Source organism: Candidatus Woesearchaeota archaeon (assembly GCA_018303405.1).
GTDB lineage: Archaea > Nanobdellota > Nanobdellia > Woesearchaeales > JABMPP01 > JAGVYD01.
This window is the reverse complement of sequence record JAGVYD010000009.1, coordinates 257,979-274,810: the sequence shown is the minus strand read 5'-3', so window position 1 is coordinate 274,810 and position 16,832 is coordinate 257,979. Positions and strand designations below refer to the sequence as shown.

Here is a 16,832-nt window from a genome sequence, read left to right as displayed (position 1 = left end):
AAAATGTGAAGCTTTAAATATCACAAGATTACCACATTGCTTGAACATAGGGGTGTAAAATGAAGCTATCACTTGCAGAGCCAAAATATTTCAAGGACAGCATTTCAATCATTTCTGAGCTGGTGAATGAGGCCAGATTCAAGGTTACTCCTGATGCCATAGAGCTTGTGGCAATGGACCCGGCAAATGTGGCCATGGTGATTTTCAAGCTTCTTAGCAGCTGCTTTGTTGAATACGATGTCAAGAAGGAAGTGGATATTGGCATAAACCTCTCAAACCTCAAGCAGGTGCTGAGAAGGGCAAAGCCAAACGACACTCTTACAGTTGAAATGGAAGATAACAAGCTAAAGCTCACCTTAAAGGGCGCGACAACAAGGACTTTCTCGCTCGCAGTCATTGACATGGATGAAAAAGAGCAAAGAGTGCCCGAATTAAAGTTCCCGGTTGCTGTCAAGACAACCAGCTCAATCCTGAACGATGCAATTGAGGATGCTGATATTGTAGGAGAGTCGGTTTCATTCAATGTGGATGGCAAGAAGTTCCATATGGAAGCAGAGGGCGACCTCAGCAACTCAAGGACCGATGTCAAGGAAGATGCTGACACAAAGATAATCAGCGAGTCAAAAGAAAAGATAAGGGCAAAATATTCTATTGAATACCTTAAAAAAATGATACAGGGAAGCAAGGTATCAGAGAATGTCACAATCCAGTTCAACAAGGATTATCCACTGAAGCTTGAGTACAAGGAAGTGGACAAGATAATGCTTGCATTCATTCTTGCGCCGAGGGTTGACAAGGACTAGTGCCCTGGCAGAATGGTTTTAAAAAATTTTATTATTAATAGGCCAACATCGTCTTATACGAAGGGAATGTTATGTATTGGTTCCCCAAGACAAAAATAGGCAAGGTTTCCTTCTGGTTAACTGTTTCTGCTTTTGCATACATCCATATCCAGTATGGGGTTGCAATAATGATAGCCGGACCCGGTAATGATGACGTCGCGAGATTTTATGTCATAATCCCTGGCCTGGTTGCAATGCTTTTGGTCATAGCTGGAGGAATAAGTTCCGTTGTTGCCACTATTAAGCATAAGGACAGGGCATGGTTGCTGTACATACCAATGTTAATGGGAGTAGGGGGTATTCTTTTCTTGCTCGGAGAGTTTCTATTTCCACACTAGGTTAAGAATCCATGCATTCGGTTTGATTTTTTGCAAAGACTTCCATCCATCTTAAAGCCAAGGATACTTATTTATATCAACAAGCATTGCTATGCCAATAATGATAGACTTCAAGCACAACAAAGTAAAAATTCCGACGGTAATTGCCGGGGTCCTCATATTATTATACATTGTAAACAGGTTGGTGAGGGGCACAGATGATTGGGTTTATTCCCCTGCGTCAAGCATAATTATGAACAATTATGTTGTATGGGCAGGCATTGTTTTGCTGCTGGCCTATTTTGGAACATGCATTTACCTGATTGCAAAGGGGACACCTGATGAGAGAGGAATCAACCGCAGGAAAAGGCTTGGCATTGCCCTTGTCTTGTATCCGTTCGTCTTCAGTGGATTGATGATATTGGCAGCGTTTTTATTCCAGCTGGAAACAGCTGCAATTATTGTTTCATCAGCGGGGATTATTGCCCTGATTTATGGTGTTTATTACTCTATCAGGCATCGTGTAAAAATTGCGCTCATATCGATTTTCATTCTTGTGGTCTTGCTTGCTGCTGCAATGCTTGTGCCATTATTTATGAAAGGCCTCTACGGTACCATAACTATCAGGAGCTCTTCAGTCGGTGGCGCACTTCTAATGGAATCAGCTGGTTCAGCATCAGACACCATTGGCTTTTCAGTTGGCGGCGCAAAGGACATAAACAATTTCAGGGAGAACATAAGGAATGGCTACCTTCCGGTCCCAACGGATATAACATATGAAGGATTGTATTATGATTATTTCTTTGACACAGGCGAAGCAAAGCCTTGTGACAAGCTTTTTTGCCCGTCATACAGTTATGCTATTTCAAAGGATCCGCTGTCCAAAGAGGACGAATATTACCTGCAGGTTGGCCTTAATTCCGGAATCAAGGAAGCTGATTTCCAGAGGAAAAAGCTCAATCTGGTGATTGTCCTGGACATCTCCGGCTCAATGTCATCCAGGTTCAACAAGTATTATTATGACCAGTTTGGAAACCGAAAACCGTTCCAGGAAGAGCCTGATGAATATGAAGGGATGACAAAAATGGAAATTGCTACACAGTCTGTTGCCGCATTATTGGGCCATTTGGAGCCTGACGACAGCTTCGGCATGGTGCTTTTTGACGACCATGCTTACCTTGGCAAGAGGATAAGCAGGGTTGGAGACACGGACATGGAAGCCATCAAGTCCCATATTCTCGAGATCGGGCCAAGAGGAGGAACATATTTTGAAGCGGGATACAAGGATGGGTCTGGGCTTTTTGAGGAATACATTAATGCAGACCCTGCTGAATATGAGAACAGGATAATATTCATCACAGATGCAATGCCGAATATAGGCATGACAGGAGAAGAAGGCCTGCTTGGCATGACAAGGGCAAACGCGGATAACAAGGTGTACACCACATTCATTGGCGTTGGTGTTGATTTCAACACAGAGCTGATTGAATACATAACAAAGATAAGGGGCGCAAATTATTATTCTGTCCATTCTGGCAGCGAATTCAAGGCCAGGATGGATGACGAGTTTGAATATATGGTTACTCCTTTGGTATTCAATCTACTGCTGAAAGTTGAATCAGTAGGCTACGAAATTGAGAAAGTCTATGGCTCTCCTGAGGCAAATGAGGCAACAGGGGAAATAATGAAAGTAAACACCCTTTTCCCGTCAAAAAGGCAGGGCGGCGAGACAAAAGGTGGGATTGTCATTCTGAAATTGAAGAAAACAGGCGCATCAAATTCCCTGGTGCTCAAATCCAGTTATGAGGACAGGGAAGGCAAAGTTGGAGGGGATGAGGTTTCAATCACCTTGCCTGACAGGGAAGCCGACTGGTTTGACAATACAGGCATAAGAAAAGGGATTTTGCTGGCAAGATATGTAAATCTGATGAAGAACTGGGTCAATGATGAAAGGGCAGGCATGACAGAAAGCAGGCCTGCTGTTCCGGTAATGAACTATGAAACAGGCATAATAGTCCCACCTGATGATATGGAAATTGCGCTCGGCCGCTGGGAAAGGCAGTCGGTGCCACTCCATGTTTCTGATGAGTATGTGAGGATGGTAAGTGATTTCAAAATCTATTTTGAAAAGGAAGCTGAAGCCTTGGGCGACCCCACTCTTGCACTGGAGGACGCTGTTTTGGGAAAAGTAATGTTCTGGGACCAGTAGGCTATAAGGAAAAATTAGTGGACATGAAACTGTGCCTGGCAGAAGGCTCCAAAAACTATATAAACAACCGTTTAACGCTACAACTCCAAGCAAAAAGCACTAAGCGTGCTTGGCAAGCGCAAAGCAAACAAAAATATGAAAGTGTAAAGGTGAAAGGATGAGTGATCACGGAGCTGAGGCACATGGAGGGGAGCATCACAGCAGTCCTGCCAAAGCTGACCACCATGGAGGGGAGCATCATGCTAAGCCAGAATCCCACTCCCATGACAGCCATGCCAAGCCATCCCAGTCATCAGGCGGAGGGGCAAATATTGGCCTCATAGTTGCTGCAGCCGCTGCTATTGGCATAGGCATAATGCTGGCCAGCGACAGCAATGTTGGAAAATACAGCTCAGTTTCTGCCCCGGGTTCATCTGGATACAACGCATCCAGGTCTGCCTATTCTGCAAGCTACAATCCTGGCGGCAATTACTCAGCTTAATCAGGTTAGTGGCTAATTCAGCTCTATTCCTTTCCATTATCGGGTTTTTTAAAGCCGTGCCTCAGAAAATCAATTCCCCTCATAACAAATTCTATTGCAACAACAAATACCAGATAATAAAAAAACTGTTTCCAGTATAGAGGGAGCTGTGTAGCGACTTCAATGCTCTTTTCAAGGGAAAAATATGATATGTCCACAAGAAAAATTCCCAGCAATGCAAAAGGTATCATCTTGGCCAGGTCTTTTGACAAGTCCTCGTTGTAATAGCTTGTAATCCTGACAGCGGCAACGATTGAGATTGTGCTTAAGAGTATTGTGTCAGGTGTATGGTTTCTCGAAAGCAAGAGCATCAGGATTGAAAGCACTCCAAACCAGAAAAAGACAAGCACTGGAATAAGCACCAGGTTTTGTACAGTATGGCCGGTGACCCTGGCAAGGAACTTCATAAAGCCGGCAAATCCGCCGGCAGCCTCGTAATCCTTGAGCTTCAGGATGTCCCGTCTGGAAAGGAAAAGATAGAACTTGAAGACAAATACTGAATAGATGACCATTGCCAGCACAAAAAGGGCCAGGGACTTGATGTCTGCAAAGAAGTCTGTGACAGAGAGGTTGGAAAGAGATATATCCGGAATCATGATTGAGGAGGTGTTAATTTCTGCCATTGGGACGCCCTGAATGATTCATTCATTGCCACGACCCTTATATAAATTTTTTGCAGATGCCCCTTGCACAGCAAAAAATATTTATTTGGCTCTGATATTTGCAGGGTTGATGGAAAATAACCAGAAAAAAAAGAAGGTATTCAGCATCTTGCCTAAGAAATTCAAGGCAAGCTACTTTGTCGGTGAGAGGGTTCCCTCTTCAGGGGTCTATGAGTGCTCAATCTGCGACAATTATACCGCCTTCAAGAAGGCCGAATCCTTCAGCAGGTGCGAAGACTGCATAAACGAAGGCAGGCAGGAGGACGGGAAATGGTATGTGACAAATGAAGTCGTCCATTTCATGTCCAAGAACCTCAACATTGAGTTCGAAAAGCTGGAGACTTTCCAGATCAGGATTGCCGACAAGATAACCCATTTTGCCGGAACAATGGGTTTTGTGTATTTCCATACAGTCTGGTTCGGGCTGTGGATGCTCATGAATGAGGGCCTTTTTGGCCCAAAATATGTCTTTGACCCATATCCATTCGGTCTTCTCACAATGATAGTCAGCCTGGAGGCAATTTACCTGTCCACATTCATCATGATCAGCCAGAATATAATGGCAAGGCAGGCAGAGCTGAATGCCGAGCTGGACTATCAGGTCAATCTCAAGACAGAAAAGGAAGTTGCTGAAATCCTGGCCATGCTGAAGGAAATAAAGGAAAACTATGCCTTCGGCGAGCCAGTCAAGAAAATTATAAAAGAAGCCTCGAGAAAGCCAAGGGGCAGAAAAGGCAAAAAGAAAGAAGCGCGTGAACCTGATGCGACTAAAGGCGACAGCCTGCTGAGCGGCGCAGGCATCGAGAAAATTGAAGAGCCCTGGCCACATGATGATGGACAGGACGCTTAGCCAGGTACATGAGTGGTGCATTGGCGCTGGCCCAGTTCCTATTTCCGGCAGCTATAAAAGAGCGGCTTTGCCCGAAAGTGAGTTTGGGCATCAATTTTGCGAAGCCCATTCCTGGTGGGTTGAAGCATTTTTCGGGGTTGCAGAGGAGAAAAATGCAATGCATAAAAAGCTGCAATGCTGAGCGGATGCCCAAACCGAGCCGGAAGGCGAGTTTTTGGGCAAAGCCTAAACAAGCAGAGCCTGAAAAAGCAAAATCTTATTAAAAGTCGTGTTTTAATTCTGGGCTATGAAACAATATCTGGACGCCCTAAAACAGGTTCTTGAGCACGGCACTGACAGGAAAGACAGGACAGGTGTTGGCACAAGGGCAATTTTTGGAATGCAGCTAAGGTTCAGGATGGAAGACGGCTTTCCTGCCATGACAACAAAAAAGCTCGCCTGGAACAGCGTTGTTTCTGAGCTTCTCTGGTTCATTGAGGGCTCAAATGATGAAAGACGGCTGGCCGAGATACTTTATGGCACAAGGGATAATTCAAAAAAGACAATCTGGACAGCCAATGGCGAAGCTAACTATTGGAAGCCAAAGGCAGGATTCGAAGGCGACCTCGGGCGGGTTTATGGTGTGCAGTGGAGAAGATGGAAATCGCCATCTGGGAAGGAAATTGACCAGCTTTCAGAAGCAATAAGGATGATCAAGGAAAATCCCACAAGCAGGAGGATCATAGTCAATGCCTGGAATCCCGGTGAATTGGACATGATGGCCCTGCCTCCGTGCCATGCTTTTTTCCAGTTCTTTGTTGCTGGTGGCAGGCTGTCATTGCAGATGTACCAAAGGTCATGTGACATGTTCCTTGGCGTGCCATTCAACATTGCATCCTACTCATTGTTGCTGCACATGGTTGCCCAGTCAACTGGCTTGAAGGCAGGCGATTTTGTGCATGTGCTGGGAGATGCCCATATTTACCACAATCATTTTGAGCAGGTAAGGGAACAGCTGGCCAGGACCCCATTTCCGCTTCCGGGCCTGTGGCTCAACCCAGAGATAAGGGACATTTACAAATTTGCCATGAAGGATATAAGGCTGGACAATTATCAAAGCCACCCTTCCATCAAGGCGCCGATGGCAGTTTGATTTATTAGCGCAAGATAATATAAGACAGGCTAAAATGATAATTTCAATAATAGCCGCAATCGGGAAAAACAGGGTGATTGGAACAAATAATTCCCTGCCGTGGAAGCTTTCTGCTGACCTGAAAAGGTTCAGGGGTATAACATCCGGCAAGCCAGTCATCATGGGCAGAAAAACATTCGAAAGCATTGGAAAGCCCTTGCCCAACAGGATAAATATAATCCTTACAAGGGACAAAAGCTACAGGCAGGAAGGCTGCCAGACTGCCACTTCAATTGAAGAAGCCATTCAATTGTGCAGGAACGCAAGTGAAGCCATGATAATAGGAGGAGAACAGGTTTTTACAATGTTCCTGCCCCTGGCCAAGAGGATGTATCTTACGCTTATTGATGCAGATTTTGAAGGCGATGCATTTTTTCCTGAATACAACAGTGATGATTGGGTAATTGTCAGCGAAGAAAGCCAGGTCAATGATGAAGATGGGCTGAAATATTCTTTTGTCAATTTGGAAAAGGCTTGAGATTAATGCCTAAGGTCTGACACATGTGTAAAGTCTAAATTGCTGCAAGATTTTCTAGGCAAACCATAGGTAGACAAAGACAGATGATGCTGTTGCTGAGACAATTGTGAAAGGCAGCCCCATTTTGACAAATTCCCAGAATCGGGGATTATGCCCTTCTTTCTTGGCAATGCCCATTGCGACAATATTCGCTGATGCGCCTATGGGTGTTATATTGCCGCCCACACTTGCGCCTATCAGGAGCCCAAAATAAAAGAGGTAGGGGCTGACATGCATTATCTCAGAAACTTGGTAGACAACAGGAAGCATGGTTGCGATGTAGGGGACATTGTCCACAAAGGCTGAAAAAACCAGGGAAGCGACAACAATCACTATATATGTAAAAAAAACACTCGTTCCTGTAAACCCTGAAATAAGCCGGGCCATGTCCTGCACGACCCCCACTTTGATAAGGCTGTCAACCACAATAAATACGCCGGCAAGGAACGCGCCTGTTTCCCAATCAACCCTTTTGAGCATAGGCTGCACATCAGGCTTGTTTTGGAAAGAGTACCAAATAACTGCAGCAAGCGCAAAAACCATCGAGATTAACCCGGCCATATAGCGAAATTCAGGGTCCAGGAATGATGAAAATGCCAGGGCCAACACTAAAAATAAAAGCAGGAACAATGGAAAAAAGCTCCTTGGCCGTGCCTCCTCGAATTGTTGATGGGGCTTTGAATGGCGCCTAAAAAAATAATAGAGGACAAAAAGTGACGCAGCCGCCCCGATTTGCACAGCAAAAAACAGGGAAGGCTTCCCATCAAAAAAGAAGAAATCATTGAAAGTCATTTTCGCGAATCCCGCAAGCAGCATGCTTGGCGGGTCGCCAATTAGGGTTGCCACGCCCTGCAGGTTTGAGGAAATTGCAACTGCCGTCAGCAGTGGAACAGGGGATATCTCAAGCTTTTTGGAAAGGGCCAATGCAATCGGCGCAACGATCAGCACAACCGCCACATTTTCAATCGCAATCGACAGTAATCCTGAAAGCACAGCGACCAGGATAAGCACCGTTGACATTCGGCTTGCCTTGTTGACAAGCTTAACAGCAAGGAAATCAGGCACTTTTGAGAAAATGAAAACCTCGCTTATGAACAGCATCCCGATATAGATGCCGAGCACGTTCCCATTGATGGCAAAAAGTGCTTCCATGGGTGAAATGACAGTCAGCAAAAGCAGGGCCATGACAGCAGCCCAGATAATTCTTGCTTTTTTGTTGTAATAGCCAACCATAAGTATGTATGCCACTAAGAAAATTAGCAGTGTGGCGAACTTTAAGAAATCCATTATCGCAAAACCTCTCTTGCCAAATTCATTTTTTCCCAGTTTAAATAGTTTTGGTATGGCTTTGAATGCAATGCAAGCCAATTGACATGGATGAAGGCGCCAAAAAATCGGGCCATTCAAAAGCTTTTTAAATGACTGGACTTTTGTCAGAAAAAGGGTGAGACATTGCATCTAAAAAAATTCTTGAAAAAAAATTTGACCACTAAAAAAATCGCTTTTTTTGGCATCTTTTTCGTTTTGGCGCTTGTGGCACAAAGAATCAATTTTTCAGCCCTTGTGGGCGCTGAGAACCAGTTTTTTACGCTCTTTCAGTTTTTTGCGCCTGTTGCAGGCATATTCCTTGGTCCTTTTCTCGGAATTACAGCAGTTCTGCTGGCAGAGGTTTCCAACCATTTGCTGCAGGGAAGCCAATGGACATTGCTCAACATGTTGAGACTCATCCCCGTTTTATTCGCAACATTTTATTTCGGTTCCCGAAATAAAAAGAGGCTTGGCATATTTATACCGGCGATGGCCATTGTAATGTTCCTGCTGCATCCTGTTGGCAGAACTGTCTGGTTTTTCACGCTGTATTGGACAATACCGATGCTGCCATATATACTTCCGAAAAAGTACGGGGACATGCTTATGCTGAAAAGCCTTGGCGCCACATTCACCCAGCATGCAGTTGGTGGCGCACTCTGGATTTGGACAGTGCCGATGACTGCAAGCCAGTGGATAGGCCTTATCCCTGTTATCGCCTACGAAAGGGGGCTGTTTGCACTTGGCATGGCATTCACTTACATATTGTTCAACACAATATTGGCTAAATTGGATGAAAAATGGACATCAGGTGCAGTGGAAGTTGACAAGAAATACGCTTTTGCGTAATTTTTTCTTATTTCTTTCCTGTTTGTTTGGGTTTCATTCTTACAGCGCTGTCCAGAGACTTGGTTTTGGCATCAATTTTGTGAGGCTTGTCAAGAACTGCCTGCTAAAGCAGGCAGCGTGTTTGGATACTGCCTAAAAAGTGAGCAGTTCTTGAGCATCAAGGATGCTGGAAATCGAAGATTTCCATCATGCTCAGAAATCGATATTCTTTCACCGAGCTAAAGCTCGGAGCGTGCGAAGTCGATTTCTGACATGTCAAGTTCCAGAGAGAAAAATGCAATTTTTTCCTAGAGTTGAAGGCGAACAGATGCCAAAACTCGAGCCGAAGGCGAGATTCTGGACAGCGCCCATTCTTACTTAAGATTTATATAATTCCCTCCATTTTTTAGGCGTATGGACAGCATTAATGGATTTATCGTGTACCCGACATATAGAATCAGGGTTGTTGACAATCTCGAAAAGGCGTTTATCTACCTTTATGGCCGCCTGGAAAGTGGGGAAAGCTTTCTTGTGATTAAGCACACCAGGCCATATTTCTTCATCAAAAAAGCAGACAGGAAAAAGGCAGAAGCTGTTGTCAAGGCAGATTATGAGGATACGGGCCTAAGGGATTTTGATGAGAATGAAGTGTCCAAGGTTGTGCTATGGAATCCGAGGGATGTGCCAGGCGCCAAGCAGGTCCTTGTGGAAAATGGCATTGGATGCTATGAAGCTGATATCAGGTTCACATATAGGTACCTGATCGACCAGGACATCAAGGGCTGCATAAAAATTGAAGGCAAGCACCAGGCAGGCCGTGAAGCAGGGGAAAAAGTGGACAGGGTCTATTATGAGCCTGGGATTTCTCCGACTGTTTACCAGCCAAATCTCAGGATTCTTTCCATGGACATTGAAACCGACGGCGAGGCTACAAGGATATTCAGCATTTCAATTTATGCAGAGGATTACAAGAAAGTCCTTATTGCAAAGCCCGGTGATTTCCAGCATGCAGAAAGCTTCAACAATGAAGAGGAGATGCTTTTGCGGTTCAAGGAGTTGGTCGATAAGCTTGACCCGGATATTATAACAGGCTGGAACCTTATAGATTTTGATTTGAAGGTTATCAAGGAAAGGATGGAGCGCTACAAAATCCCCTTTGCGCTTGGCAGGGGCAATGAAGCCAGCAAGCTCAGGATGACGGACTCGTTCTTCTTGGACTCCAAGGCAGATGTTGTTGGCAGGGCCGTGCTTGACGGCATACACCTCATGAAGATGTCGTTCGTGAAAATGGAGGACTATAAGCTCAATACAGTTGCAAAAAGCCTCCTTGGCAAGGAAAAGATAATCCAGCAGGGTGAAAGCTGGAAGGAGGAAATAGAAAAGGCATTCGAAAAAGACCCCCAGCACCTGATAAATTATAACCTTCATGACTCCGAGCTTGTTTATGAGATCCTGGAAAAGCAGAAGCTGGTTGAGCTCACAATCCGTAGAAGCATGCTGACAAGGATGCAGCTGGACAGGGTAAATGCAAGCGTCGCCTCGCTTGATTCCCTTTACCTCAAAGAGCTGCAGAAAAACGGCTATGTTGCGCCTTCAAGCGCTGCGAATGAGTCTGACGAAAGGATCAAGGGGGGCTTTGTGAGAAAATCAGTCCCTGGCATTTATGAGAACATAATTGTCCTTGACTTCAAGAGCCTGTATCCGAGCATCATGCGCACAATGAATATTGACCCGCTGGATTTTGTGAAAAGGGACAGGATTCATTCTTTCAAGAAGGATGAGCTGATTGAGGCGCCCAATGGCGCTCATTTCAGGAACAGGGATGGCATCCTCCCGAGGCTTATCCAGCAGCTCTGGGAGCAGAGGGACCGGGCAAAGAAGGAAAACAACAAGCTGGAATCAAATGCAATCAAGATACTGATGAACTCCCTGTTCGGCGTCCTGGCAAACCCGACATGCAGGTTTTACAACCTGGAGATTGCCAATGCGATTACCCATTTTGGGCAGTTCTTCATCAAGCTCTGCGCTGAAAAAATAGCTGACAGGGGTTTCATGGTGATTTATGGCGACACCGACTCAATTTTTGTGAAGCCTGAGACAGTATTGGAATACAAGGACGCAGTTAGGATAGGGCATGAATTGCAGGACGGCATGAATGAGTTTTTCAGGAAGTATATCAGGGACAATTACGGGAGGGACAGTGTCCTTGAGCTGGAATTCGAGAAAGTCTACAAGAAATTCCTCATGCCAAAAGTGAGAGGAAGCGAAGAGGGCGCCAAAAAAAGGTATGCGGGCATTGTTGAGGTGAAGGGGCAGGACAAGATGGAGTTCGTTGGCCTGGAATTTGTGAGAAGGGACTGGACCGGCCTCGCAAAGAAATTCCAGCTTGAAATGCTCGAGCTTATTTTCAAGGGCGAAAGAATCGACGAGTTTGTAAATGATTTTGTTGATAAGCTGAAAAAAGGGGAATATGATGGCCTGCTCATCTACAAAAAAGCCATCAGGAAATCTGTTGATGAATACACCAAAACAACGCCTCCGCATATAAAGGCTGCAAGAATGATGGGCAGGAAAAAATCAGGGCTTATTGAGTATTACATGACAGAAAACGGCCCCGAGCCTGTTGAAATGAGGAAAAGCAGGATTGATTACCAGCATTACATAGAAAAGCAGGTGAAGCCCCTCGCAGATTCAGTGCTTGTTTTCTTCGACAAGAGCTTTGACGAGGTCATTAAAGGCCATAAGCAGTCCTCGCTTGCTGATTTTGGATAAATTCATGCTTTGTTTCGGCTGGAGCGGGGAAGAAAAATAGATTCCCATCTAACGCTGGTAAATTTTATATATTGATGCAAATTCTGCTGGGGCATGAAGATGCGCATTATCAAGGGAAGCTATGACAAGTACAAGGACTGGAAAATGGACCCAAAGGGCTATTTTCTGATAAGGATAAACCAGAGGCTCGAGAGGATGGAAGTAGGCTACTGCCCCGGGCTGCCAAAAAAGGGAAAGCACGGCATAAAGGCAATGGTGACAGGCAAGACCCCGCAGGAAATATATTTCACAATGGCAAAGCTTGGCATGGTCTCCAGGCTGGACCACGCCGCCTATCTTGGGAAGGAGCTTGAGAAGGCCTATGTTGCCATGCAGCTCGGCCTGAAGTATGTGCAGGATGATGAGCTGGTTAACAAGGAAAATAAAATCAAGGGCAAAAGGAAGTAGCGGCAAAAAAAGGGTTGGCTATGGAAAAGGCAACGCAGTTTCTCATGGACTGGGCAAGGGAGTTCATTAAGAACAAAAACCTGATTGCCAAAAACCTCAATGCAATTGAGGAAAAGGGCTCTGAGCTCCTGGTAAAATACAGGGACAGGGAACAGGTTGTGCTTATCCGGCCGGTCTTGCAGTCATTCTATGATGCCCTGAAATATTTTGCAGCTGATGAGGATATGCATCTGGCTGTTGTAACTTTCAATACTCCTGAGGCTTTCAAGGCCCTCCTGGACAACTGGAAGGAATTGGTGAAGCACAGGAATTTTTGCGTGTACTTTGCCAACCCATTTTCACAGACAGACAAAAAATGGATAATTTACCCATATACGCATTCTAAGATTTGCGATGAAGACAGCCTTGAGATGGGATTGAGGAGCATGTTTGAGACGGTGGACAGGATAAGCAAGGAAGAAATCCCAATCAGGGTCTGATCTTTATGGCATGCCAAGTGTGTGGCTGGCGGAAAATTTGAAATGCAAAAAATTATTTTGGCTGGCCTGTGGCATCCTCCTCATGCAACCAGTCATAGCCAAACTCTTCCAGATGATGGGCAAGGTCTGCCCCGCCGCTCTTGGCAATCTTCCCATTGACAAGTATGTGCACCCTGTCAGGCCTGATGTAATTGAGTATTCTCTGGTAATGCGTGATGATAAGCACGCCAAGGTTGTGGCCCTTTAGGCTGTTTACCCCTTCTGACACGATTTTCAGCGCATCGATGTCGAGGCCTGAGTCTGTTTCATCAAGTATTGCCATTTCCGGCTCAAGCACTGCCATCTGCAATATTTCGGCCCTCTTTTTCTCGCCTCCTGAAAAGCCCTCATTGAGGTACCTGGTGGAGAAGGAAGGGTCCATTTTCAGCATTGACATTTTTTCCTTCATTTTTTTCATGAAATCCATGACAGAAATCTTCTCACCTTTGAGCGACATCCATGCTGTGCGCAAAAAGTTGCCCATTGTCACCCCGGGGATTTCCTGCGGGTACTGGAAGCTGAGAAATAGGCCCTTTTTTGCCCTTTCGTCAACAGGCAGGGATGTGATGTCATCTCCCTTGAAAAATATTTTTCCTTCTGTGATTTTGTATTTAGGATGGCCAATCAGGGTATAAGCCAGCGTGCTTTTGCCCGAGCCATTGGGGCCCATCAATGCCGCAACTTCGCCTTTATTGACCGTGAGGTTTATTCCCTTGAGTATTTCCTTGCCTTCAACTTCGACATGCAAATTCTGTATTTCAAGCTCTTTCAATTCAATCACCTTTAATTTATCCGCAATGCTTAATTTCAATATTATCTTGGATTGCCCATCCCAAATCAGCCATTCCTTTTTTTCAGCTTATGCTCATTCTCTTTTTTGTGCAGGAAAAGGGCGCCTTCCAGCACTTTGAGCGGCAATATGGCGCATTTGAGCCGTGTTGCATTCACATCAACGCCCAGCATTTCCATTATATTGTCCTTTGAAATTCCCGAAGCCTGCTCCATCGTCTTGCCAGGCAGGGTCTCCATCAGCATGGAAGCTGAAGCCTGGCTGATTGCGCAGCCCCTGCCAATGAATTTGGCATCGGTAATTTTATTTTTGTCCAGTTGCAGGGCTATATCAATTTCATCCCCGCAAATTGGATTATCACCGTGAAATGTGACAGTTGGGTTTTCAATCCTGCCAAAATTTCTTGGATGCCTGTAATGGTCAAGTATGTTTTCCCTGTAAAGGGGGTCCTGGAAATTCACACCCTGCCCTTTTCCTGTGTCATGGCTTGGCTTCTGTGTCATTTTTATCTATCCAGCTTGAAAACCTCTGATGCTTTTTTCAGTGACAATGCCAATTGGTCAATCTCTTCCTTGGTATTGTAGAGGTAAAGGCTTGCCCGGGTCGTGGCAGTCACGCCCAGAACTTTTGTGAGCGGCATTGCGCAATGATGGCCGCCCCGCACTGCAACCCCATCCCGGTCGAGCAAAGTCGAGAGGTCATGTGGATGGACATCCCCCAGGCTGAAGGAAATAACACTGCCGCGCATTTTCGTGTCTTTTGGGCCATACAGTGTCAATTGATTGATTTCGCTTAATTTTTCAAGGGCATATTTTGTCAGGCTGTCGCAATGGGACTTCACATTGCCCATGCCAATCTTGTTTAAATAATCAACTGCTGCCCCAAGTCCTGCAGCGCCTGCGACATTTGGTGTCCCTGCCTCTAACTTTCCCGGAATCGTGTCATACTCTGTTTTTTCAAGCTCCACCCTCGCAATCATGTCCCCTCCAAAAAGGAAAGGGTCCATTTCTTCCAGGATATCTTTTTTTCCAAGCAGGACGCCAATTCCCATGGGGCCCAGCATTTTGTGGCCTGAAAATGCGACAAAATCAAAGTCATGCTGCTTTCCGTTGAATGGGAAATGCGGAACCGACTGTGCTGCATCAAGCACAAAAATCGCCCCATTCTCATGCGCAATATTGGCAATTTCATCGACAGGGTTTATGGTTCCGAGCACATTGGACATGTGGCAGACGCTTACAAGCTTGGTTTTTCCTGTGATTTTATTGTGGAATTCGTCAGTCTTTATTTTTCCGGTTTTGGCGTCTACTGACAGGAATTTCAGCTGCGCTCCCCTGGATTTGGCAAGGAACTGCCATGGCACAAGGTTGCTGTGATGCTCCATTTCTGTGAGCACAATTTCATCGCCTTTTCGTATATTCTTCATGCCCCATGCACGCATTACCAGGTTGAGGCTTTCTGTTGTGTTTCTTGTGAATATTGTGGCCTCTTCCTCCCAGTTCACATGTTTTGCAGTCTTTTTCCTTGCGCCCTCATAAGACTCTGTTGCTTCCTGGCTCAGGGTATGGATAGACCGGTGGATATTGGAATTGCTTTTTTCATAATAATTCTTGATGGCGCTGATTACAGAAACCGGTTTTTGGGAGGTTGCTGCGTTGTCAAGATAAACCAGGCTCTTCCCATTGATTTTCCTGCCCAGAATCGGAAAATCCTTCCTGATTTTTGTGACGTCCAGCATTTCAGGCAGCACCGCCATTTGGTTTGGTATTGTCAGTTGGCATGTTCTCCATTATTTCAGCGATTATTTGCGAGGTTTGGTCTTTTAGCCGTTGCACAGTCAGCCTGGAAAGCATTGCTTCAAGAAAGCCTTCCACCATTTTTCTTTTTGCCTGTTGCCCATTCAGCCCTCGGCTCATGAGGTAAAACATTTTTTCCTTGTCGAGCTGCCCAATCGTGACTCCGTGCGTGCATCTCACATCATTATTGTCAATTTCAAGGTTTGGCTTTGCATCTGCAGCTGCCTTTGGGCTGAGGATTAAAACATCCTGCTTTTGATAGCCGTTTGAGCCCCTTGCACCCTCCCGTATTTTCACAGTGCCTTCATAGATTGAATTCGCCTTGTCATCCAAAATTCCCTTGGTCAGCATGTCACTGACTGTATCCTGTGCAGAATGCTGGTTTCTCAGGAAAATGCCGAATTTTTGGGACTTGTTCCCATAGAATAAACCCCAGTTGTTGGTTTTGGCGCCTTGCCCTGCCAAGTCTGTGAAGCATTCTGACACTGTTGTCCTGCCGCCGAAAGTGCAGTCCATCCAGTCAATTTTTGCATTGCTGGAAATCTTTCCCTTCTTTATGCTGATGTCATATACATTGTCAGGCATGTTTTGTATCTTCCCATAGAAAATCTCAGAGCTGTCTTCTGCAAAAACCTCAATTGCGTGGCTTCTCAATATTTTTTCATCATTGCCAACAGCAGAATTGGGAGAGGCATGGACTGATTCCATGATTATGGCTTTGCTGCCTGGCTCTGCCACAATCAATGCCCTGTCAAAATTTAGCTTTTCAGTAAGTTCATATGAAATATGAATTGGGTCATCTGACCTTGCATTTTTTTGCAGGTGCACTGCAATCCCCCTGTTCCAGAAAGCTGAATTCATGGCTGCAAATTTATTTTCCGTGAAGCTCTGCGAGTATAGCCTGCCTTGGGCCATTCCTGGATTTTTTTCAAGGTACTCTGCAAGGCTCGTGATGATTATGCCCTGCCTGGCAAGGGCATCAGGGCTTTTTTCGGAAATTATTTTCACTCCCTGCGGCATCCTTTGCGCGTTCGAAGAATCCCTTTCATTTTTTGCCTGTTTCCCGTCGCCAATCATGCCATTGACCATGTCAAGGTTCATGCTATGGATTTTGTCGGGCATCTTTTGGTCGAAGAAAGCTTCTTCAGCCTTTTTTCTCATGGCCTCAAGCCATTGCTGTATTTTTCCTGTTTTGCCATGTTGGGCAAAATCTTGTTCTGTGTTTTGGTGCCTTATTGCCATTTCCTTCAGTCTAATCAATTAAAGGCAGGACGTGCATCGCACA

General features: G+C 45.3%; 17 protein-coding genes. 11 read left to right on the top strand and 6 right to left on the bottom strand.

Annotated elements, in window-relative coordinates:
• Positions 1-59: 59 nt before the first annotated feature.
• The 4 genes from pcn (at position 60) to J4227_02915 (ending at position 3,849) form a co-directional block, all read left to right on the top strand.
• On the top strand, positions 60-803 hold the full coding sequence (gene pcn, locus J4227_02930) for a proliferating cell nuclear antigen (pcna) (protein ID MBS3109459.1): 744 nt from the start codon (positions 60-62) through the stop codon (positions 801-803).
• Between the two features lie 71 nt (positions 804-874).
• Complete coding sequence (locus J4227_02925) at positions 875-1,180, top strand: hypothetical protein (protein ID MBS3109458.1); 306 nt, start codon at positions 875-877, stop codon at positions 1,178-1,180.
• Between the two features lie 100 nt (positions 1,181-1,280).
• A complete protein-coding gene (locus tag J4227_02920; GenBank protein MBS3109457.1) occupies positions 1,281-3,368 on the top strand; it encodes a VWA domain-containing protein in 2,088 nt (695 codons plus the stop codon).
• A 157-nt stretch (positions 3,369-3,525) separates the two neighbouring features.
• Entirely contained in the window at positions 3,526-3,849 is a 324-nt protein-coding gene (locus J4227_02915) for a hypothetical protein (GenBank protein ID MBS3109456.1), read from the top strand.
• A 23-nt stretch (positions 3,850-3,872) separates the two neighbouring features.
• On the opposite strand, the gene J4227_02910 is transcribed toward J4227_02915, so the two are convergent.
• Positions 3,873-4,511, bottom strand: a complete 639-nt coding sequence (locus J4227_02910; GenBank protein MBS3109455.1) for a hypothetical protein — start codon at positions 4,509-4,511, stop codon at positions 3,873-3,875.
• A gap of 340 nt (positions 4,512-4,851) precedes the next feature.
• On the opposite strand from J4227_02910, the gene J4227_02905 reads away from it, so the two are divergent.
• The 3 genes from J4227_02905 (at position 4,852) to folA (ending at position 7,049) form a co-directional block, all read left to right on the top strand.
• On the top strand, positions 4,852-5,400 hold the full coding sequence (locus J4227_02905; GenBank protein ID MBS3109454.1) for a DUF1003 domain-containing protein: 549 nt from the start codon (positions 4,852-4,854) through the stop codon (positions 5,398-5,400).
• 286 nt (positions 5,401-5,686) lie between these two features.
• The gene (locus J4227_02900; GenBank protein MBS3109453.1) at positions 5,687-6,532 is read left to right on the top strand and encodes a thymidylate synthase; all 846 of its coding nucleotides are present in this window, start codon (positions 5,687-5,689) and stop codon (positions 6,530-6,532) included.
• 34 nt (positions 6,533-6,566) lie between these two features.
• Positions 6,567-7,049 carry a type 3 dihydrofolate reductase gene (gene folA, locus J4227_02895; GenBank protein MBS3109452.1) on the top strand — a complete coding sequence of 161 codons (483 nt, stop codon included), beginning with the start codon at positions 6,567-6,569 and terminating at the stop codon, positions 7,047-7,049.
• Between the two features lie 54 nt (positions 7,050-7,103).
• On the opposite strand, the gene J4227_02890 is transcribed toward folA, so the two are convergent.
• The gene (locus tag J4227_02890) at positions 7,104-8,375 is read right to left on the bottom strand and encodes a citrate transporter (GenBank protein MBS3109451.1); all 1,272 of its coding nucleotides are present in this window, start codon (positions 8,373-8,375) and stop codon (positions 7,104-7,106) included.
• Positions 8,376-8,621: 246 nt separating this feature from the next.
• Between J4227_02890 and J4227_02885 the strand changes: the two genes are divergently transcribed.
• The 4 genes from J4227_02885 (at position 8,622) to J4227_02870 (ending at position 12,922) form a co-directional block, all read left to right on the top strand.
• Complete coding sequence (locus J4227_02885) at positions 8,622-9,245, top strand: hypothetical protein (protein MBS3109450.1); 624 nt, start codon at positions 8,622-8,624, stop codon at positions 9,243-9,245.
• Positions 9,246-9,638: 393 nt separating this feature from the next.
• A complete protein-coding gene (locus J4227_02880) occupies positions 9,639-11,996 on the top strand; it encodes a DNA polymerase II (protein MBS3109449.1) in 2,358 nt (785 codons plus the stop codon).
• Positions 11,997-12,089: 93 nt separating this feature from the next.
• Positions 12,090-12,443: a DUF4346 domain-containing protein gene (locus J4227_02875; protein ID MBS3109448.1), complete on the top strand. Its 354-nt coding sequence runs from the start codon at positions 12,090-12,092 to the stop codon at positions 12,441-12,443.
• 20 nt (positions 12,444-12,463) lie between these two features.
• Entirely contained in the window at positions 12,464-12,922 is a 459-nt protein-coding gene (locus tag J4227_02870) for a hypothetical protein (protein ID MBS3109447.1), read from the top strand.
• A gap of 52 nt (positions 12,923-12,974) precedes the next feature.
• Here J4227_02870 and sufC read toward each other — a convergent pair whose 3' ends face one another.
• The 4 genes from sufC to sufD all read right to left on the bottom strand — a co-directional run bounded on the left by sufC (position 12,975) and on the right by sufD (position 16,789).
• Positions 12,975-13,733, bottom strand: coding sequence for a Fe-S cluster assembly ATPase SufC (gene sufC / locus J4227_02865; GenBank protein ID MBS3109446.1), 759 nt, complete (start codon positions 13,731-13,733; stop codon positions 12,975-12,977).
• Between the two features lie 65 nt (positions 13,734-13,798).
• The gene (locus J4227_02860; protein MBS3109445.1) at positions 13,799-14,254 is read right to left on the bottom strand and encodes an SUF system NifU family Fe-S cluster assembly protein; all 456 of its coding nucleotides are present in this window, start codon (positions 14,252-14,254) and stop codon (positions 13,799-13,801) included.
• Positions 14,255-14,256: 2 nt separating this feature from the next.
• Positions 14,257-15,486, bottom strand: a complete 1,230-nt coding sequence (locus J4227_02855; protein ID MBS3109444.1) for a SufS family cysteine desulfurase — start codon at positions 15,484-15,486, stop codon at positions 14,257-14,259.
• A 4-nt stretch (positions 15,487-15,490) separates the two neighbouring features.
• Positions 15,491-16,789: a Fe-S cluster assembly protein SufD gene (gene sufD / locus J4227_02850; protein ID MBS3109443.1), complete on the bottom strand. Its 1,299-nt coding sequence runs from the start codon at positions 16,787-16,789 to the stop codon at positions 15,491-15,493.
• Positions 16,790-16,832: the final 43 nt, after the last annotated feature.